Annotated in this window: 15 protein-coding genes and 1 pseudogene; 8 read left to right on the top strand and 8 right to left on the bottom strand. The window is 65.7% G+C overall.

Features of this window, described 5'->3' with window-relative positions:
* Nucleotides 1-279 precede the first annotated feature (279 nt).
* The 3 genes from ACFQ4G_RS01440 to ACFQ4G_RS01430 form a co-directional block, all read right to left on the bottom strand.
* A complete protein-coding gene (locus ACFQ4G_RS01440; protein ID WP_238206829.1) occupies nucleotides 280-453 on the bottom strand; it encodes a hypothetical protein in 174 nt (57 codons plus the stop codon).
* Between the two features lie 81 nt (nucleotides 454-534).
* Nucleotides 535-1,701 (bottom strand): multidrug effflux MFS transporter, encoded by a 1,167-nt coding sequence (locus ACFQ4G_RS01435; protein WP_379039547.1) that lies wholly within the window; start codon nucleotides 1,699-1,701, stop codon nucleotides 535-537.
* A 321-nt stretch (nucleotides 1,702-2,022) separates the two neighbouring features.
* Nucleotides 2,023-2,616, bottom strand: a complete 594-nt coding sequence (locus ACFQ4G_RS01430) for a hypothetical protein (protein ID WP_238206831.1) — start codon at nucleotides 2,614-2,616, stop codon at nucleotides 2,023-2,025.
* A 269-nt stretch (nucleotides 2,617-2,885) separates the two neighbouring features.
* Here ACFQ4G_RS01430 and ACFQ4G_RS01425 point away from each other — a divergent pair, with 269 nt between their 5' ends.
* The 3 genes and pseudogenes from ACFQ4G_RS01425 to ACFQ4G_RS01415 all read left to right on the top strand — a co-directional run bounded on the left by ACFQ4G_RS01425 (nucleotide 2,886) and on the right by ACFQ4G_RS01415 (nucleotide 6,619).
* Nucleotides 2,886-4,325: a serine hydrolase gene (locus ACFQ4G_RS01425; RefSeq protein ID WP_238206833.1), complete on the top strand. Its 1,440-nt coding sequence runs from the start codon at nucleotides 2,886-2,888 to the stop codon at nucleotides 4,323-4,325.
* A gap of 201 nt (nucleotides 4,326-4,526) precedes the next feature.
* On the top strand, nucleotides 4,527-6,047 hold the full coding sequence (gene adh, locus ACFQ4G_RS01420; protein WP_238206834.1) for an aldehyde dehydrogenase: 1,521 nt from the start codon (nucleotides 4,527-4,529) through the stop codon (nucleotides 6,045-6,047).
* 323 nt (nucleotides 6,048-6,370) lie between these two features.
* Nucleotides 6,371-6,619: pseudogene (locus tag ACFQ4G_RS01415) on the top strand (hypothetical protein).
* A gap of 215 nt (nucleotides 6,620-6,834) precedes the next feature.
* On the opposite strand, the gene thrB reads toward ACFQ4G_RS01415, so the two are convergent.
* Both thrB and ispH read right to left on the bottom strand, forming a co-directional pair.
* Nucleotides 6,835-7,800 (bottom strand): homoserine kinase, encoded by a 966-nt coding sequence (gene thrB / locus ACFQ4G_RS01410; protein WP_238206835.1) that lies wholly within the window; start codon nucleotides 7,798-7,800, stop codon nucleotides 6,835-6,837.
* 78 nt (nucleotides 7,801-7,878) lie between these two features.
* The gene (gene ispH / locus ACFQ4G_RS01405; protein ID WP_238206837.1) at nucleotides 7,879-8,871 is read right to left on the bottom strand and encodes a 4-hydroxy-3-methylbut-2-enyl diphosphate reductase; all 993 of its coding nucleotides are present in this window, start codon (nucleotides 8,869-8,871) and stop codon (nucleotides 7,879-7,881) included.
* 429 nt (nucleotides 8,872-9,300) lie between these two features.
* Between ispH and ACFQ4G_RS01400 the strand changes: the two genes are divergently transcribed.
* Genes ACFQ4G_RS01400 through ACFQ4G_RS01380 form a run of 5 tightly spaced genes read left to right on the top strand, consistent with a single transcriptional unit; the run spans nucleotide 9,301 to nucleotide 14,073 of the window.
* On the top strand, nucleotides 9,301-10,443 hold the full coding sequence (locus ACFQ4G_RS01400) for an acyl-CoA dehydrogenase family protein (RefSeq protein ID WP_238206839.1): 1,143 nt from the start codon (nucleotides 9,301-9,303) through the stop codon (nucleotides 10,441-10,443).
* A 37-nt stretch (nucleotides 10,444-10,480) separates the two neighbouring features.
* Nucleotides 10,481-11,584, top strand: coding sequence for an LLM class flavin-dependent oxidoreductase (locus ACFQ4G_RS01395; RefSeq protein WP_238206841.1), 1,104 nt, complete (start codon nucleotides 10,481-10,483; stop codon nucleotides 11,582-11,584).
* Nucleotides 11,584-12,525: an ABC transporter substrate-binding protein gene (locus ACFQ4G_RS01390; RefSeq protein WP_379039535.1), complete on the top strand. Its 942-nt coding sequence runs from the start codon at nucleotides 11,584-11,586 to the stop codon at nucleotides 12,523-12,525. Before ACFQ4G_RS01395 ends, ACFQ4G_RS01390 begins: the two co-directional genes overlap by 1 nt.
* Before the next feature lie 26 nt (nucleotides 12,526-12,551).
* Nucleotides 12,552-13,085 (top strand): cupin domain-containing protein, encoded by a 534-nt coding sequence (locus ACFQ4G_RS01385; RefSeq protein WP_238206843.1) that lies wholly within the window; start codon nucleotides 12,552-12,554, stop codon nucleotides 13,083-13,085.
* A 28-nt stretch (nucleotides 13,086-13,113) separates the two neighbouring features.
* Nucleotides 13,114-14,073 (top strand): aliphatic sulfonate ABC transporter substrate-binding protein, encoded by a 960-nt coding sequence (locus ACFQ4G_RS01380; protein WP_238206844.1) that lies wholly within the window; start codon nucleotides 13,114-13,116, stop codon nucleotides 14,071-14,073.
* A gap of 72 nt (nucleotides 14,074-14,145) precedes the next feature.
* Here ACFQ4G_RS01380 and ACFQ4G_RS01375 read toward each other — a convergent pair whose 3' ends face one another.
* The 3 genes from ACFQ4G_RS01375 to ACFQ4G_RS01365 all read right to left on the bottom strand — a co-directional run bounded on the left by ACFQ4G_RS01375 (nucleotide 14,146) and on the right by ACFQ4G_RS01365 (nucleotide 19,118).
* Nucleotides 14,146-16,350 (bottom strand): TonB-dependent siderophore receptor, encoded by a 2,205-nt coding sequence (locus tag ACFQ4G_RS01375; RefSeq protein ID WP_238206845.1) that lies wholly within the window; start codon nucleotides 16,348-16,350, stop codon nucleotides 14,146-14,148.
* 453 nt (nucleotides 16,351-16,803) lie between these two features.
* Nucleotides 16,804-17,637, bottom strand: a complete 834-nt coding sequence (fghA, locus tag ACFQ4G_RS01370; RefSeq protein WP_238206846.1) for an S-formylglutathione hydrolase — start codon at nucleotides 17,635-17,637, stop codon at nucleotides 16,804-16,806.
* Between the two features lie 344 nt (nucleotides 17,638-17,981).
* Nucleotides 17,982-19,118, bottom strand: a complete 1,137-nt coding sequence (locus tag ACFQ4G_RS01365; RefSeq protein WP_238206847.1) for an S-(hydroxymethyl)glutathione dehydrogenase/class III alcohol dehydrogenase — start codon at nucleotides 19,116-19,118, stop codon at nucleotides 17,982-17,984.
* Between the last annotated feature and the right edge of the window lie 62 nt (nucleotides 19,119-19,180).

The raw sequence follows: 19,180 nt of genomic DNA, 5'->3' as shown, positions 1-19,180 counted from the left end.
ATAACGAAGCTTACTTCGATCGTAGCGGGTCCGGTTCTCAGTCGTCCACATCGGCAGCCTCCACACAGGCAGCCTTGAATCACAAACCCCTCACATCACTCAATATGTCGCCGGACAGACACTTAGCCAGTGAGCGCTCATGAAGCAGAACGGCGAGCCAACCGAGGCCAACTGCCAGTAACGGCGTAAAGACGAAAGCGATCGCGTATGAAGCGTTCATCGATCGAGCCCTTTCAGGACACGGCGTGCGGCAAGATGTAGGCCTCCGGCGCCGAGAAGCTAAACGAGCACACCCCCAACCATTTCAAATGCTCCGGCCAAAGCTCGAAAATTTCTGACATCGTACAGGAAGCCCGCCACGGGCGTAGCGATCCCGACCGTGAAGCAAGCCGTCGATGCCCGTTCTAATGCATTGGCGATAAGCTTCGTCTGCTCGACAATGGATGGCTTCATGGTCTCGCCCACTCCTTGGAGAGAGAATAGGCAAGGTAATCGCGTATTTGAACTTTCGGTAGATAAGACAGCCGTCGGTTCTTATCCTGATACTCCACCCCGGAACAGCCGTCCGCGCTCGGTCCAGGCGACGACGAGAAGGGCCGATCCGCCAAGGCCGGCATAACCAAGGCCGATGGGCAGCACCGTACCGTCGAAGGCGTGCCCGATGACGAAGCCGCAGGAGGCTCCGAGGATCGTGGTGTAGAAGCCGAGGAAGGACGAGGCGGTGCCGGCGATCTCGCCGAGGGGCTGCAAGGCGAGAGCGTTGAAGTTCGGCATGGCGAAGCTGATCATGAACTGGTTGCAGGCGAGCACCGTCAGAAACAGCCAGAGCGGCGGACGGCCGGCATAGGCGAGGCCGACGCCGATCTGCACGAGGGCTATGGCCACGAACAGCGTCAGTCCCACATGCGAGAGCGGCCGCATGCCGAGCCGCCGCACCAGACGGGCATTGACCAGGGTCGCCGCGCCCATGGCACCCGCCACCAGCGCGAAGGCCAGGGGGAACAGCGTGCCGAGCTGGTAGAGGCCTGTGTCGAACACCTGCTGGGCCGAGCCGACATAACCCATGATACAACCGGTCAGCAGTCCCAAGGCGGTGGCGTAGCCCACGGCCACGCGGGTGCGGAAGGTCAGGGCCACCGCCTGACCGATCGACCGTAGCGAGAGCGGACGGCGAAACTCGGGGTGCAGCGTCTCCGGCATGCGCCACGAGAACCAGAGGGTGAGGATGCCGGCGAGCGCCAGCATCGAGACGAAGACATAGTGCCATGATCCGAGCAGCAGCATCGCCCCACCGATAGCGGGCGCGATCATCGGCACGATCAGGAAAACCATCATGATCAAGGACATGACGCTGGCCATCTCGCGTCCCGAATAGCGGTCGCGGACGATCGCCGTGGAAAGCACGCGCCCGCCGGCCGCACCGATCCCCTGGATGATCCGGGCGGCGAGCAGCCATTCGAACGAGGGCGCGACCATGGCGAGCAAAGTGCCCGCGACATAGACGGCGAGGCTGGCGAGCAGCACGCGACGGCGCCCGAGCGCATCCGAGACCGGCCCGTAGACGATCTGCGCCACGCCGAAGCCGATCATGTAGACGTAGACGAGAAGCTGCAGAGCGTTCGGATCGGCAACGGCGAAGCGCGCCTGGATGGCGGGGAAGGCCGGGAGCAGATTGTCGATGGAGATGGCGGTCACCGCCATCATCAGCGCGACGATGCCGACGAACTCGCCGAATCCTGGGCCGTTCCAGACCGGCCGCAGATCGGGCTCGCCGGGCGAGCCGGGCCGTTCCGCGACGGGCTCGCCGCGCGGCGGAACTGGCCTCAATAGTGCAGTCACTGGTCTCGAACCTCGTACCGATCGCCGCCTCCGCTGGCAGCGCTGTCATGACGGAAAGTCTGCGTGCCGATTCTCGGTTGCGCCGTGCCGTCACGGTAAAGCGGGGCGCCGGACGGTCTCTATGCGACCCGGCAACGATGCTCGCCTTGCGTGATCATTGCCGGGTCGCCCTGTAGATCGCGATTATTGCCCGCCGCCTGCCACCTGCCCGAGCTTGTCGAGATTCTTGGTGACGAGGGCGATGTTGCCGTCCGAAGGCTTCGTCGGTTCGCCGGCGGCGATCGCCTCGTTGAGTTCCTTGAGCGCGGCGGCCTTGTCCTTGGCCGGCAGCTTCTTGTCGGCTTCGATGGCGGCGACCTGCTTCTTCAGCAGGGGCGTGACGCCGACATAGGTCTTGGTCTCGGAATCGACGCCTTCCAGCACCGCCTCGATGCTGTCGGCCACGTCCTGCAACTCGTCGATTCCGGCAAAGCCGCTCTTCTTCGCAATCGCCTCGGCCTTGGCCTGGATCTTCGGATCGGGCTTCGTAGCGTTGCCGCCTTTGAGCTTGGCGAGTTCGGGCTGAGCAATGACGAGGCCATCGATCTGCGCCTGGGTCAGGGCGATCTCCTTCTGCTCCTCGGCTTGCGGCGCCGGTGCGGGAGCATCGGCGGCAGGGGCCGGTTTGGCAGCGGCCGGTGCCTTCTGCGGCGATTGGGCGAAGCTGATCTGGGAAACCAAGCCGGAGACTCCGAGGGCGAGGGAAGCTGCCAGCATGGCGCGAGTGGTGCGGCTCATGGTTCTCTTTCGTCCTGTTGCGTCGTGGAAAGGACCGCTGTCGGCGGATCGGATCCGGCCCAGGTCGAGTGGCCGGACAACGCGATCCGCGGTCAGGGAGGCGGCCATGTTGCGGAGCTTCGGGGCAAAACGGTGATCTCGGCCATGATCGCCGATCACGGTTTCGCGGGGATGGTGTTCCTCCGCGGAAACGGGCGGCGACCTTGCTCACCCCCGCCACATTCCTCCACGACCTTTCCCGTCCCGCCTCCGACGGACCTCCACGCCTCATGCCGCCACGCCTTCTCGCCTGCGCTTTAGCTCTCACGATGCTGGTCTCCGCTGTCGCTGCGCAGAACCGGGTTTCCGGAGCGGCCATCGACGGCGATGCGGCAGCGTTCACGCGCAACGCCTCCGCCCTCATGGAATCCCATGAAGAGGGCGGCGTGTTCTCCGGCGCGGTGATCGTCGCGCGCGATGGGATCCCGATTTTCCGGCGCGCCTATGGACCGGCCAACCGCGAATGGGCGATCCCCAACACGCCAGACACCGTGTTCCGCATCGGCTCGATCACGAAGCAGTTCACCGCGGCGGCGATCCTGAAATTGGCGGAGGCCGGCTCGCTCTCCCTGGACGATCCCGTCATCCGCCATCTGCCGGAACTGCCGCCGACATGGGCTCCGATGACGATCCGGATGCTGCTCAACCACAGTTCCGGGCTGCCCAACGTCACCGCGCTACCCGGCTACGCCACGAATTTCGGGCGGATCGAACGGAGTCCGATGGAGACGGTGGCACTGCTCTACCGCGAAGATCTTCTGTTCCCGGCGGGAACGGGCCATGAATACAGCAATACCGGCTACATCCTTCTCGCCGGCCTCATCGAACGCATCACCGGCCAGACCTTCGAGCGCTACCTGAACGAGGCCATCCTCGTCCCAGCCGGACTGCATTCCACCCGTGACGCTGATCCGGGCGAGATCATTCCGCGGCGCGCGGCCGGCTACCGCCGGGTGTCGGGAGAATGGCGCAACGCCCTGCCGCTGGCCGCAAGCGCGCCGTCGGGCGCGGGCATGCTCGCCTCCACCCTCGACGACCTCGTCGCCTGGGACAGGGCCCTGTTCTCCGGCCGTATCCTGTCGCTGGCGTCGCGCCGGGCGATGTTCACCGATTACGGCCATGGCTACGGGCTCGGATGGTACGTCGGCACGGCTTACGGACGCCGGCTGTGGTCGCATGGCGGTTTCATCAACGGGTTCAGCGCGATCAAGGATTCCTATCCCGATCTCGGGCTGACCATCGTGGTGCTCGGCAATTCCGAGATCGTGCCGGCCCAGGCGCTCTCGCGCGAGCTCGCTGCGCTCTATCTCGGCGTGCCGGCGCGGACCCAGATCAGCGTCGACCAGACGATCCTCGACCGCTATGTCGGTTTCTATCGGACCGGTCCGCGCTCGGTCCTGAGCATCGTCAGGGACGGCGACCACCTCTTGGCCCAAGGTATCGGACAGGGATCGGGCGAGCCCCGCATCATCCTGCTTCCCGAAAGCGACAGGGCTTTCGCCGCGCAAGGCGACACGATCCGGGTGGCCTTCGACATCGAACCCGACGGGCGCCCGACGGGCGTGATGATCCATCGCGACGGGATCGAGCGGGCGGGTCCGAAGATCGATCGGTTCATGGCCCGGCGGATCACGGCGCGGCGCTTCGCCCGGCTGCCGCCTGGGCGATAAAACGCCTTCCGGCGCCATCGCCAGGAAGCCGGATCGGCGCTAGACTCTGGCCGCGCGTCGGCCAACTGCCACAGAAGCAGGGCCATCCGTCAACCCGCTCGAGGACGACGTTCCGAGTTGGTTTGGCCAAAAGTCTATCTTGATTTGGCAACCCGTCCGGCCTTGGCTGGCGCACACAAGAACAACACGGAGGATACGCACATGAACAAGCCGGAATTTCTGTCTTCGGGCGCCAAGGCGCCGTTCTCGGCACGCTACGAGAATTTCATCGGCGGCCAGTGGGTCGCCCCCGTCGCCGGCCGGTACTTCGAGAATACGTCGCCGGTCACCGGCCGCGTCATCTGCGAGGTCGCCCGCTCGGATGCGCAGGACGTCGAGAAGGCTCTCGATGCCGCCCATGCCGCCAAGGAGGCCTGGGGCCGCACCTCGCCGGGCGAGCGCGCCCTGATCCTGAACAGGATCGCCGACCGGATGGAGGACAACCTCGACCTGATCGCGCGCGCCGAGACCTGGGACAACGGTAAGCCGATCCGCGAGACGACCAACGCCGACATCCCGCTCGCCATCGACCATTTCCGCTACTTCGCCGGTTGTGTCCGCGCGCAGGAAGGCTCGATCTCCGAGATCGACCACGACACCGTGGCCTACCATTTCCACGAGCCCCTCGGCGTCGTCGGCCAGATCATCCCGTGGAACTTCCCCATCCTGATGGCGGTGTGGAAGCTCGCGCCTGCACTCGCCGCCGGCAATTGCGTGGTGCTCAAACCCGCCGAACAGACCCCGGCCTCGATCCTCGTGGTCGCCGAACTCATCGCCGATCTGCTGCCGCCCGGCACGCTCAACATCGTCAACGGCTTCGGTCTGGAATGCGGCAAGCCGCTGGCCTCCTCGCCCCGCATCGCCAAGATCGCCTTCACCGGCGAGACGACGACGGGCCGTCTGATCATGCAATACGCCTCGCAGAACCTCATTCCGGTGACGCTGGAACTCGGCGGCAAGTCGCCGAACATCTTCTTCGCGGATGTGGCCAACGAGGATGACGATTTCTTCGACAAGGCGCTCGAAGGCTTCACCATGTTCGCCCTCAACCAGGGCGAGGTCTGCACCTGCCCGAGCCGCGCGCTGGTGCACGAATCGATCTATGACCGCTTCATGGAGCGGGCGATCAAGCGCGTCGAGGCGATCACGCAGGGCTCACCCCTCGATCCAACCACGATGATCGGCGCCCAGGCCTCGGGCGAGCAGCTCGAGAAGATCCTGAGCTACATCGATATCGGCAAGCAGGAAGGCGCCAAGGTCCTCACCGGCGGCGAGCGCAACACCCTCGATGGCGATCTCGCGGAAGGCTTCTACGTGAAGCCGACCGTGTTCCAGGGCCACAACAAGATGCGCATCTTCCAGGAGGAGATCTTCGGACCGGTCCTCTCGGTGACGACCTTCAAGGACGATGCCGACGCCCTCTCGATCGCGAACGACACTCTCTACGGCCTCGGTGCCGGCGTCTGGACCCGCGACGGAACCCGCGCCTACCGCTTCGGCCGCGCCATCCAGGCCGGCCGCGTCTGGACCAACTGCTATCATGCCTACCCGGCCCATGCGGCCTTCGGCGGCTACAAGCAGTCCGGCATCGGCCGTGAGAACCACAAGATGATGCTCGACCATTACCAGCAGACCAAGAACATGCTCGTCAGCTACTCGGCCAAGAAGCTCGGCTTCTTCTAGGCCCTATCGCACGAGACCACCTTGCCCCGGCCGGAAACGGCCGGGGCTTTTTGTTGTTTGGCGCTGCGAGCCGGCTTTCCAGGCAGTGCACGCATCTTTCGCGATGGAGCACCGGATCGGGCCGTCGTGTCCACACTTCACGCAAGGGTCGATCGGCACACGAACAGAGTGTTTCGTTCGATGTGCTCGCGCTCGATTTTTAATCCGAATTCCCATGTGCGGCTTGGCACATTTGTATTGGGAACAACTGACTTCGACAGATCTTATTGAGCCATGAACAGGCCGATATACGGTCTGTATAGCAATATGATCGAAGGTCGAAAATGAAAACCCGTATCGCCGCTATCGCCGCTAGTCTTTTCCTTGGCGTTGCATCGATTTCCTCTGTCTTGGCCTTCGAAGGCACATCGCGCTACATGTCTTATGAAACGGAATATACCGGTTCCTTGAACATTCAGGATACGCCTTACTAAAACGGCTGCCCGGTGAGCTCGGCGGCGGAAGGCAATGCAAACCAGCAGACCCGTCCGGTGATGCAGTATGGTCAGACCTCCGGCGGGTCGGCTTGCTGATCCACGCGAAGGCATATCAGTCGTGAAACTGAAGATCGTCTCCTACACTATGATCGTGGTCGCCGCCGGCATGCTGGCAGTGACCTTACTGGGATCGGCCAGCACCCTGCTGGCGAACTGATACAGATGAAAAACCGCAGGCCGCCCATGGGCGGCCTTCTTCGTGATGGATTCGCGCGTAGCCTGAACGGCAGCAGGCCGCCGGTCGGAGCCGCCTATGCGACCCAGCCGTAATCCCGGGCATGCGTGGCCGAGCGGTGAAACACCAGACGGCGGTCGTATTCCAGCGGGTCCTTCGGCTGCACCAGGGCGCCGGGAGGGACGTTGAGCCAGTCGACGAGACGGGTCAGCATGAAGCGCAGGGCCGCGCCCCTGCACAGGATCGGCAGCGCATCGACCTCGTCGTCCAGAAGGCGCCTGACCGACTGGTAGCCCGCGATCATCGCCGCGCCCTTGTCCGGAAAGAACGTGCCATCCGGCTCGAAGCACCAAGCGTTGAGGCAGATCGCCAGATCGTAGGCGAAGGCATCGGTGCAGGCGAAGTAGAAGTCGATCAGGCCCGAGAGATCATCGCCGATGAAGAACACGTTGTCGGTGAAGAGGTCGGCATGGATCACGCCGGAAGGCAGTCCGCGCGGCCAGCCCGCCCGGAGCACGGCGAGGTCGCCGCGCACGCGCTCCGTCAGCCCCACGGAGACGGTGTCGGCGGCAGGGCCGGCCGCCAGGAACAGCGGTTCCCAGGATTCGACCGAGAGGTTGTTGGCGCGGCGCATGCCGAAATCGCTGCCTGCGCGATGCAATCCCGCAAGGGCGACGCCCAGCGCCCGGCAATGATCCGCATTCGGGCGCTTGACCGACACGCCTTCCAGAAAGCTCACGATCACTGCCGGCCGGCCGCAGAGCTCACCCAGGGCCACGCCGTCGCGCTTGGCGATCGGCTGCGGACAGGCGAGGCCGCGCGCGGCGAGGTGTTCCATGAGATTGAGGAAGAACGGCAGGTCGCCCGCATCCACCCGCTTCTCGTAGAGCGTGAGGATGTAGGAGCCCACTGTGGTGTGCAGGAAGAAATTGGTGTTCTCGACGCCCTCGGCGATGCCCTTGTAGGAGAGCAGCGTGCCGATCTCGTAGGCGGAGAGGAAGGCGGTCAGCGCCTCGTCGGAGACCTCGGTATAGACGGCCACGGGCTTCGCTGAGGTTCGAGGGCAGAAACGAGAAGGGGCGCCGAACGGCGCCCCCGGAAGCAAGGCGGGAAGAGCGGCCTACTCGGCCGCTTCGCTGCGCAATTCGCGCGGCAGCGGGAAGGACATGTCCTCGACCACGGTCGAGACCGTGTCGACGGTGACGTCGTAGCGGGCGGCGAAGGCGTCGATGATCTCCTCAACCAAGACCTCGGGTGCCGAGGCGCCGGCAGTGAGGCCGAGCTTGCGGATACCTTCGAAGGCCGGCCAGTCGATCTCCTCTGCGCGCAACACCAGACGGGTGATCGGACATCCGACGCGCTCGGCGACCTCGCGCAGACGCTGGGAATTCGAGGAGTTCGATGAACCCACGACGATCACCGCATCGACCAACGGAGCCACCTGCTTCACCGCTTCCTGGCGGTTGGTGGTGGCGTAGCAGATATCGTCCTTGTGCGGGCCGGTGATGGTTGGGAACTTCTCCTTGAGCGCCGCGACGATGTGGCGGGTATCGTCCACCGACAGAGTCGTCTGCGTCACCCAGGCGAGATTATTGCGATTCTCAGGCTCCAGGGCCGCGATCTGCTCCAGATCCTCCACCAGGGTGATCGACCCCTTGGGCAACTGCCCCATGGTACCGACCACTTCGGGATGACCGGAATGACCGACCAGCAACACGTGGCGGCCGCGCTTGTGATGGATCTCGGCCTCGCGATGGACCTTGGTCACCAGCGGGCAAGTCGCGTCGATGGTGACGAGGCCACGGTTGTCGGCATTGGCGGGGACTGTCTTGGCGACGCCATGGGCCGAGAAGATCACCGGGGCGTTGCCGTCCGGCACCTCGTCGAGTTCGCGAACGAAGACGGCACCCTTACGCTTAAGGCTCTCGACCACGTATTTGTTGTGGACGATCTCATGCCGGACATAGACCGGAGGTCCGTAGATCGCGAGGGCGCGCTCCACGACGTCGATGGCGCGGACAACTCCTGCGCAGAACCCGCGCGGTGCGCAGAGCAGAATCTCCAGCGGCGGCTTGGAGCCGGCGGGCAGGGTCGTCGAGAGTGTATCGCTCATGATAGCCGGGATGTGGCGAGGCGATGCCGCCCCTGTCAACCTCCTATAGCGCAAAATGCGGTCCGCTGTCAGGGCGCGCGGGGCACACCCGCCACTCACTCGAGACACGCGCCGTCTCGGCATCCCTCGACGAGACCCGAGAGTCGTTTGTTTTTCCGAACGATGCCTGCTGACGACCCGGAAATTCGGCGCAGATCGGCGAGGCCGAGATGCATGAGATTCCGGCAGTCGCCACCGAAAGCAGAGCGTTCTTCTGATTTCCGACGGAACGCCAACAAGACCATCCCTTGATGACGCGTTCTTAAAAAAGAACGTTCTCGTTGACAGAGGAGGCGTTCGGCGGGACCATCGCGGCACTTGGCAAGGACGCTCAGGCCGGCTTCCGCATGGATCCGCTCGCCTCGTCCGTTCGAAGAATCCTGTTCCCGAATGATCCTTTCCTCACCGCTGAACGATACGGCCGAAGGGCTCGCCCGGCTCTTCGCCGAACGGGCCGAGGGTCACGACCGCGCCGGTCGCTTCGCGCAGGACAACATCGCCGACCTTCGCAATGCCGGCCTGCCGGGACTGACGGTGCCGCGTCGGCTCGGCGGCGGCGGCGCGGGGCTCGGGCAGGCGGCGATGGTCATCGGCACGCTGGCTCGGGGCGATCCCTCCACTGCCCTGGTGGTCACCATGCATTTCCTTCAGCACGGACTCATCCACAGTCGTGAGACATGGCCGCGGGCGATTGCCGACAGGCTCGGCCGCGCAGCGGTGGAGGACGGCGCGCTCATCAACGCCCTAAGGGTGGAGCCCGAGCTCGGTACGCCCGCCAGGGGTGGAATGCCGGAGACGGTCGCACGGGCAACGGCCACGGGCTGGCGCATAACCGGGCGCAAGATCTACTCCACCGGCAGCCCGGCCCTGACCCACGGCCTCGTCTTCGTCCGCACCGACGAGGCGGAACCACGCATCGGCAACATCCTCGTGCCGATGACGTCCGCGGGCGTACGCATCGAGGAGAGCTGGGACCATCTCGGCCTGCGGGCCAGCGGCAGCCACGACGTAGTTTTTGAGAACGTCGAGGTGCCCGCCGACCATGCGGTGGATCTTCGCGCGCCGGAGGGCTGGCGCCGGCCCGATACCGAGCAGCAGGCCTGGAGCACGGCGATGCTGGCCGCCCTCTATGATGGCATCGCCCACTCGGCGCAGGCCTGGTTCATCGCTTTCGCGAAGGATCGCAAGCCCGGAAGCCTCGGGCAAAGCCTCGCTACCCTACCGCGCTTCCAAGAGGCCGTCGGCGAGAGCGAGCGTCTGCTCGCCGTGAATGCCCGCCTGATCCGGAGCTTCGCCGCGGATGTCGACGGGGGCACCTGCCCCTCGGTGGCCGAATCCGGATTCCTCAAGATCACCGTCACCGAAAACGCGGTCCAGGTGGTCCAGCGTGCCGTCGAACTCGCCGGCAATCCTGGCCTGTCGCGGAAGAACCCGCTGGAGCGGCACCTGCGCGACGTCCTGTGCGGGCGCATCCACTGGCCGCAGGCCGATGCGGTCCGCGTCTCCGCCGGCCGTGCCGCGCTCGGCCTTTGAGATCGCTGCAACTTCCGACACGGACAAGGAGATCGAGATGAGCTTCCTGCCAGCGGACTCCGTCGAGTTCATCGGCTTCGCCGCCCCGCGCTACACTTCCGAGACCCATGCGGCTTCCGGTCCCGCCATCGACCGCGACTATCTCCGGCTTCTCGCCCAGGCGCATGAATGGGGCGGGTTCGACCGCATCCTCGTGGCCTTCTACGCCACCGCCCCCGACGCTCTGCTGCTCTCGGCCCAGATCGCAGCGGTGACCGACCGCATCGGCCTGATGATCGCCCACCGCACCGGCTTCACGGCGCCGACGGTGGCCGCGCGGCAATTCGCGACCCTCGACCAGCTGACCGGCGGGCGCGTCGCCATCCACGCCATCAGCGGCGGCGACGACCGGGAACTGGCGCAGGACGGCGACCATCTCACCAAGGACGAGCGCTACGCCCGGACCGACGAGTTCCTCACCATCGCCCGGCAGGTCTGGACCGCGGAAGCGCCGTTCGATTTCGCCGGCGCGCATTACCGGATCGATCGCGGGTTCTCCGAGGTGAAGCCGGTGAACCCGCGCGGCATCCCGGTCTATTTCGGCGGAGCATCGCCCGCGGCCATCACTGTGGCCGGTCGCCATGCCGACACCTACGCCCTGTGGGGAGAGAGCCTGGACCAGGTCCGCGAAGCCATCGCCAGGGTGAGGGCGGCGGCCGCACCCCATGGCCGCGATCCCCGCTTCAGCCTGTCGTTCCGCCCGATCCTGGCCGCGACGGAGGAGGAAGCCTGGGCGAGAGCCGAGGACATCCTGGCGCGCACCCGCGCCGCCCGCGCGGCCAAGGGGCTCGGCCCGGCGGCCGTACCCGAGAACGAGGGCTCGCGACGCCTGCTCGCGGCGGCCTCCCAGGGCTCGCGCCTCGACAAGCGCCTCTATACCGCCATCGCCAGGGAGACGGGCGCCTCGGGCAATTCCACCGCCCTCGTCGGGAGACCGGAGCAGGTGGCCGACGCCCTGCTCGACTATCATGACCTCGGAGTGCGCACATTCCTCATACGCGGCTTCGACCCGCTGGAGGATGCCCTCACCTATGGCCGCGACCTGATCCCGGCCTTCAAGCGGCTCCTCGCCCAGCGTGGCGCCCGAGCGGAGGCAGCCTGATGCGTGCGCTCATCGCCGCCCTCGCGCTCTTCGCCCTCACCGGCAGCACCCACGCCGACGAGACGGTGCTTCGCGTCGGCGACCAGCGCGGCAACGCCCGTGCCCTCATGGAAGCGGCCGGCGTCCTCGCCGACCTGCCCTACAAGCTCGAATGGAGCGAGTTTCCCGCAGCCGCCCCTCTCCTCGAAGCCCTCAATGCCGGGGCGATCGATGCCGGCGGCGTCGGCGATGCGCCCTTCACCTTCGCGGCCGCCGCCGGGGTTCCGGTGAAGGCCTTCGTCGCCTTCCGCAACAGGCAGGATGGGCTGGCGATCCTCGTCGCCAAGGATTCACCGATCAGGATGGTGGCCGACCTCCGGGGCAAGAGCATCGCCACCAATCGCGGCTCCATCGGCCATCAGGTGGTGCTGGCCGCACTGGAGGAGGCGGGCCTTCCGGCAAATGCCGTGACCCTGCGCTTCCTGCCGCCGGCGGATGCCAAGATCGCGCTAGCGAGCGGCAGCGTCGATGCGTGGTCGACGTGGGAACCCTATACCTCGACCGCCGAACTCGCCGGCCTCGCCCGTGTCGTCCGCGACGGCAACGGCATCACGCCGGGCCTGAGCTTCGCAGTGGCCTCCGACGCCGCCCTGAAGACCAAGCGAGCGCAACTCGCCGATTTCGGCCGCCGCCTCGTCTCGGCCAGGGAATGGGCCCTGAAGGACCCGGCCCCCTACGCGGCGGTCTGGTCGAAGCTCATCGGCCTGCCGGAGACCGTGTCCCTGCGCTGGTTCTCGCGGGCGGAGTATCGGGCCGTCCCCATCGACGAGGCGGTGATCGCCGACGAGCAGCGCAACATCGATCTCTATGTCCGCTCCGGGCTGATCCCCGCCGCGCGGGCGCCGCGCGCCGACCTCATCCTCGATCGGAGCTTCGAACCGCCGTCGATCGCGGTACGTTGAACCGATTGCCGCCGAGGACCGGACCGATGCACGACCCTTCCGACCACAGCCACGACCACGCCCATTCCGAGCACACGCGCGAGCACGAGGCGGCTCCCGCCGCCGAGCGCTGGAAGCATGACGGCGTGCGGGTGATCCCCGGCGACAAGCTCGATTCCAACACCGCCCAGACGCCGGGCATGTTCCGGCAGGCGGCGATCAACCATGCCCGCGTCGGCGCGCAGAAGATCTGGGCCGGCACGGTGGCGATCGCACCCGACGCCAAGACCGGGGTGCACCATCACGGCGCCCTGGAGAGCGTGATCTACGTGGTCTCCGGCCGCGCCCGCATGCGCTGGGGCGACAAGCTCGAATTCGTGGCGGAAGCCGGCCCCGGCGACTTCATCTTCGTGCCGCCCTACGTGCCGCACCAGGAGATCAACGCCGATCCGGACCAGCCCCTGAACTGCGTCCTGGTGCGCTCCGACAACGAGGCGGTGGTGGTCAACATCACCGACGTGGAACCCGTCGAGCGCCCCGAGACGGTCCACTGGATCGACCCCATCCACAAGCATCCCTGATCCTGCACGGACCACGAGACATCGACCCATGATTCATCGTCGCCATGCGCTGCTCGCCGCCGCGCTGAGCCTTGCCACCCTCCTCCCGCGGGCGTCATTCGCCGCCGACCCGAAGACCCTGCGCATCGGCTATCAGAAATCCTCGACCCTCATCGCGCTGCTCAAGCAGGATGGCAGCCTGGAGAAGGCGCTCGCGCCCCTCGGGGTCGGGCTCACCTGGCACGAATTCACCAGTGGTCTTCCGGTGATGGAGGCGCTCAACGCGGGCCAGATCGATCTCTCGGCGGATGTCGCCGACACGGTGCCGATCTTCGCCCAGGCCGCCAATGCGCGGATCACCTACGTGGCGCAGGAGGCGGCTTCACCCGGCGCTCAGGCCATCGTCGTCGGAAGCGATTCCGCGATCAAGTCGGTGGCGGACCTCAAGGGCCGCAAGGTCGCTGTGACGAAGGGTGCCGGCAGCCACTACCTCCTCCTCGCCGCCCTGAAGGCGGAGGGGATTCCGTTCAAGGCGATCACGCCCGCCTACATCACCCCCGCGGACGGGCGCACGGCGCTCGCCAGCGGCGGGGTCGAGGCCTGGGTCGCCTGGGACCCGTTCCTCTCGGCGGCCGAACTGCAATCGGGCGCCCGCATCCTGGAGGACGGGACCGGCCTGTCGCTCTACAAGCGCTACTACCTCGCCTCGGACGAGTACGCGGCCCAGCGCGGCGACGTCCTCAACATCGTCTTCGCCAAGCTGCGCGAGACCGGCGCTTGGGTGAAGGCCAATCCCGACGAGGCCGCGACCCGTCTCGGCGCCTTATGGAAACTCGATCCGGCCATCGTCGCCAAGGCCAATGCCCGCCGCACCTACGTGGTGGAACCGGTAACCCGCGAGGGTCTCTCCGAGCAACAGACCATCGCGGATGCGTTCCGCAGCGAAGGTCTGCTGCCCCGCCCCGTCGACGCCTCGTCGCTGGGCATCTGGGCGCCGACCAAGTCCTGACCGGCGAACAAAAAATCCCGATGAGCCGGGCTCATCAGGATCGTGGCGCTTCTCACCGCATGAGGGACGGGCTCACCACTTGTAGGAGACGCTGGCTACGACCTTGCGCTGGGTACCGTAGAAGCAGGCCGTGGCGGTCGAGCAGGACGACACGAAGCGTTTGTCGCCGATATTGATCACGTTCACGGCAGCGCGCCATCCGGCGTAATCGTAATGCACCGCCGCGTCGAAGGTCACGTATTCGGGCACGACGAGTGTGTTGGCGACATCCGCATAGGACTGCCCGACATAGTTCACACCGCCGCCGAAGCCGAAGCCTTTGAAGTCGCCGACCGGGATCGTATAATCGGCCCAGAGCGAGGCGAGGGTCTGAGGAATACCTACCGGAACCTTGCCAAGGTCGAGGACCGTCCCTTCGATGGTGCGCAGACCGTAGAGCGTATAAGCGGCCGTGAGGTTCAGGCCTTCGGCGAGGGTCGCAGTGGCCGAGAGTTCGAAGCCGCGCGAGCGCACCGATCCGATCTGCAAGTTGGTGAAGATATTGTCCGGGTTCGGCGTCAGCGTATTGTTGCGGACGAGGTCGAAGGCCGCGAACGTGAAGAGCGTGTTCCAGCCGACGGGCTGGAACTTGGTCCCGATCTCGACCTGCTCGCCAGTCTCCGACTTGAACGGCCGGTTGTTGACGTCGGCGCCCGGCGTCGGGTTGAAAGATGTCCCGTAGGTGATGTAGGGCGCCAGCCCGTTGTCGAGATTGTAGATCAGGCCGAGCCGGCCAGTGAAGGCGCTCTCGCTGATCTGGGTCGAGGTCCCCGCTGGGATCTTGCTGTCGATGTTGTTGTCGACGAAGTCCTGACGACCGCCGATGAGGAAGGTCAGGCGTTCGGTGAGCGCGATTTGATCCTGTGCGTAGAGGCCGACCTGCTGGAGCTGCTGGTTCAGCACGCGGTAGGGGGCGGGCGCGACCGCAGTCTGGAAGTAACGCGGGAACAGGATGTTGAGATTCGGCGCTTGGGCGGGGAACGGGGTGGAGGCCTGATTGTCCGAGAGGCTGTAGCGTTTGTAGTCGACGCCCATCAGCACGGTGTGCCCGAACGTACCATCGTTGAAGCGAGCCTCCGCCTGATTGTCGACGGCGAAGAGCCCGGCGCGGGGCGTCGTCAGGAAGCCGTAGCGGGCGAGATTCGTCTGGGATGTGTCGCCGAAGGCGTAGCCGTTGGCGACGTAGCGGGAATCCGAGACTTCCGTGAACGAGTAGCGGAAGTTCTGGCGCACGGTCCACACGTCGTCGACATGGTGCTCGAATTCGTAGCCGAGATTGGCCTGGTTGCGGGTGTAGCGGTCCACCAGCGGATCGCTGGCGTTGAGCTTGCGGTCGATCCTGAGACCGGAAGCGTTGGTGCGCACGGTCCCGAAATACGGAAGGAACTGGCCGGCCCCGCCGGTCTCGTCGCGCTGGAAACTCGTGAGCACCGTGAAGGTGGTGGCGCCGTCGGGCTTATAGGTGAAGCTCGGCGCGATGTAGTAGCGGTCTTCCGGAGCGAAGTTCACCTGGGCGTCGCCGTTCTGGAAGCGGCCGGTGAGGCGGTAGAACCAGTGGCCGGACTCGTCGACCGGGCCGCCGAGATCGAAAGCGGCGTAGCGCTGGCTGAACGAGCCGCCGCCCAGTTCGAGATAGCGCAGGGGCGTAAAGGTCGGCCGCTTCGAGACGATGTTGATGAGGCCGCCCACCGGGCTGCCGCCGAAGAGGGTGGCGGCGGGGCCGCGCAGCAGCTCGATGCGTTCGGCGCCGAACGGGTCGACGCGGAAATTGGCGAAACCGGTCTGGAACAGCTGGAGTCCGTCCCGGAACAGGCCGGATTCCGTGGCCGAGAAGCCGCGGATCAGGAACCAGTCGAGGCGCGTATCGGGGCCGAACTGGTTGGCGTAGATGCCCGGCGTGTAGCGCACGGCCTCGGACAGGGTCTGGGAGCCCTGTGCCTTGATCTGGTCGGCGCTGACGACGCTGATCGATTGCGGCGTGCGGATGATCGGCGTGTCGGTCTTGGTCGCGGTGGCACTGCGGGTGGCGACGTAGCCGTCCACCGGGCCGCGGGCGGTCTCGGGTCCGCGGCGTCCGTTGCCGGCTCCCGCGCCGATACCGGTGCCGGCTCCTTCGACGCTCAAGGTCTCGAGCGTCACGGCGCGTTCCTGTGCCGAAGCGGCGCCCGTCAAGGCGAGCACGATGAGAGACACGCCAGCCGCGAGGGCTGCGGGACAGGCGAAGGAGGGCGACGACATGGGAGTGCGGCTCCGGATGACGGACAGCAGAACGCGCTCGCGGAAACAGCGAGCCTTACCCTGCAGCGTTGTTTAGAATTATGACAAACTACTGTAATACAACAGAAATTCGCGCCTCAGCCGTAGCTCTCGCCCCGGAGGCTGGCAAGACACCGGACACCATTCGCCGGTTCCCGTTGCTGGTTAGACACAGATCACGCAAGTTGTCGTTGACGTCACCACTCAGCCTGCGGACGTTAGCCAATCGCTGAACGAGGCGAGTACGCGGTGGGAGAGCGTTTGGATTCGAGAACCCATGTCGCGTGCGGGCCCTGGCTCCTTCTCGACGCGCCGCGGCGCGGAGTCATGCAGGAGCCCGGCGGGGCGGAGGGCCGGCCTGTGAGAGCGATGATGAGGGCCGACGATCCACATCCCCGGCGCGACCCGCCGGGGATGCGATGATGTGCGGTTGGCCTATTTCAGGCGGTCGGCAGCCCAGGCGATGTGGTCGTCCATGAAGGTCGAGATAAAGAAATAGGAATGGTCGTAGCCCTCGCGCATGTTCAGCGTCAGGGCGATTCCGGCTTTTGCGCAAGCCTCTTCCAGGAGCCAGGGGCGCAGCCCGTCCTGCAGGAAGCTGTCGGCGGTGCCCTGATCCACGAGGAATTCGGGGAAGCGCTTGCCGTCCTCGATCAGTGCCGTGGCGTCATGCGCGCGCCAGGCCGCCTCGTTCTTCCCGAGATACTTCTCGAAGGCGGGCTTCGACCATCCGGCGGTGGACGGCTGTGCGATCGGCGCGAAGGCCGAGCAGGACTTGAAACGGTCGGGATAGGTGAGCGCGATGGTCAGAGCGCCGTGTCCGCCCATCGAATGGCCGAAGATGCCCTGGCGAGACATGTCCGCGGGGAAGTTCTCGGCGATGAGGGCCGGAAGTTCTTCCGTCACGTAGCTCCACATCCGGTAATTCGTGGCATAGGGCGCCTGGGTCGCGTCGACATAGAAGCCGGCGCCCGAACCGAACTGCCAGTTGCCGGCCTCGTCCGGAATGTCCGCGCCGCGCGGGCTCGTATCAGGCGCCACGATGATCACGCCATGCTTGGCCGCCGCCCGACGATACTCGCCCTTGTCCATGACATTGGCATGGGTGCAGGTGAGACCGGACAGGTACCAGAGCACCGGCACCGGGCCGTTCTCCGCCTGCGGTGGCACGAAAACCGCGAAGGTCATGGGGCAGCCGGTGGTCTTGGCATCGTGCTTGTAGACGCCCTGCGTGCCGCCATGGGCGCGGGCCTTCGAGATGGTTTCCATGCTGTGATCTCCTGATGAGATGGGAATGGCGTTCGTCGTTCCGCAGTAATCCGGCGCTACGTTGACCGGCGAGCCGACCGTGCGCCCTCTCTCTTGAAAGGCGGGACACAGGCGCAAGACACAGGCGAATGAGACGCTGCGTCATTCCGGGTCGCCGCAGGCGAGCCCGGAATCCAGAACCGCCGACAGTGTAAAACCTTGCGCCACCTATGGCTCTGGATCCCGGGCTCCGCTGGGCGGCCCCGGGATGACGTGGTGCTGCCGAAGGTCTTCCAACAAGCGAACCTGCAGATGCGATCGCTTCGGTTGGAGGGAGCGGGAACCGCCGCTCCCTCCTCGCCGGACTAGTAAACCACCACCGACCGGATCGACTTGCCTTCGTGCATCAGGTCGAAGCCGTGGTTGATCTGTTCCAGCGGCATGGTGTGGGTGATCAGATCGTCGATGTTGATCTTGCCGTCCATGTACCAGTCGACGATCTTCGGCACGTCGGTGCGGCCGCGGGCGCCGCCGAAGGCCGAGCCCTTCCAGACGCGGCCGGTGACGAGTTGGAACGGACGGGTCGAGATTTCCTTGCCTGCCTCGGCCACGCCGATGACGATGGATTCACCCCAGCCGCGGTGACAGCACTCGAGCGCCTGGCGCATCACGTTGACGTTGCCGGTACAGTCGAACGAGAAGTCTGCGCCACCGCCCGTCACGTCGAGGATCGCCGCGACGACGTGATCGTTGCCGACCTCCTTCGGGTTGATGAAGTGAGTCATGCCGAACTTGCGGGCCATCTCCTGCTTGTCCGGGTTGATGTCGACGCCGATGATCTTGTCGGCACCGACCATCCGGGCGGCCTGAAGCACGTTGAGGCCGATGCCGCCGAGACCGAACACCACGACGTTGGCACCGGGCCAGACCTTGGCGGTGTAGATCACCGCGCCGATGCCGGTGGTGACGCCGCAGCCGATGTAGCAGATCTTGTCGAAGGGGGCGTCTTCGCGGATCTTGGCAAGCGCGATCGCCGGCAGGACCGTGAAGTTCGAGAAGGTCGAGCAGCCCATGTAATGGAACACGGTGTTGGCGCCGCCAGGGCTGCCGCCGGTGGAGGTGCAGGAGAAGCGGCTGGTGCCGTCCGGCATCACGCCCTGGCCCTGCGTGGCGCGGATCGCGGTACAGAGATTGGTGCGCTGCGACAGACAGGACTTACAGCTGCGGCATTCCGGCGTGTAGAGCGGAATCACGTGGTCGCCGACCTTGAGGTCGGTCACCCCGGCGCCGACCTCGCGGACGATGCCCGCGCCCTCGTGACCGAGGATCGCCGGGAACTTGCCCTCGGAATCGAGGCCCGACAGGGTGTAGGCGTCTGTATGGCAGATGCCGGTGGCCATCAATTCGACGAGCACCTCGCCGGCCTTGGGTCCTTCGATATCGATCGTCTCGATGGTGAGAGGCTTCTTGGCCTCCCACGCGACCGCAGCGCGCGTCTTCATGGCGTTCTTCTCATGTCTGGAAGATCACGGACGGCGTCGAACTGCCGACTCTTCGCTTCGCC

Source organism: Methylobacterium marchantiae, assembly GCF_042679825.1.
GTDB classification, from domain to species: Bacteria; Pseudomonadota; Alphaproteobacteria; order Rhizobiales; family Beijerinckiaceae; genus Methylobacterium; species Methylobacterium marchantiae.
Note: the sequence above shows the minus strand (reverse complement) of the source record. Positions and strands in the feature narration are given on the sequence as shown.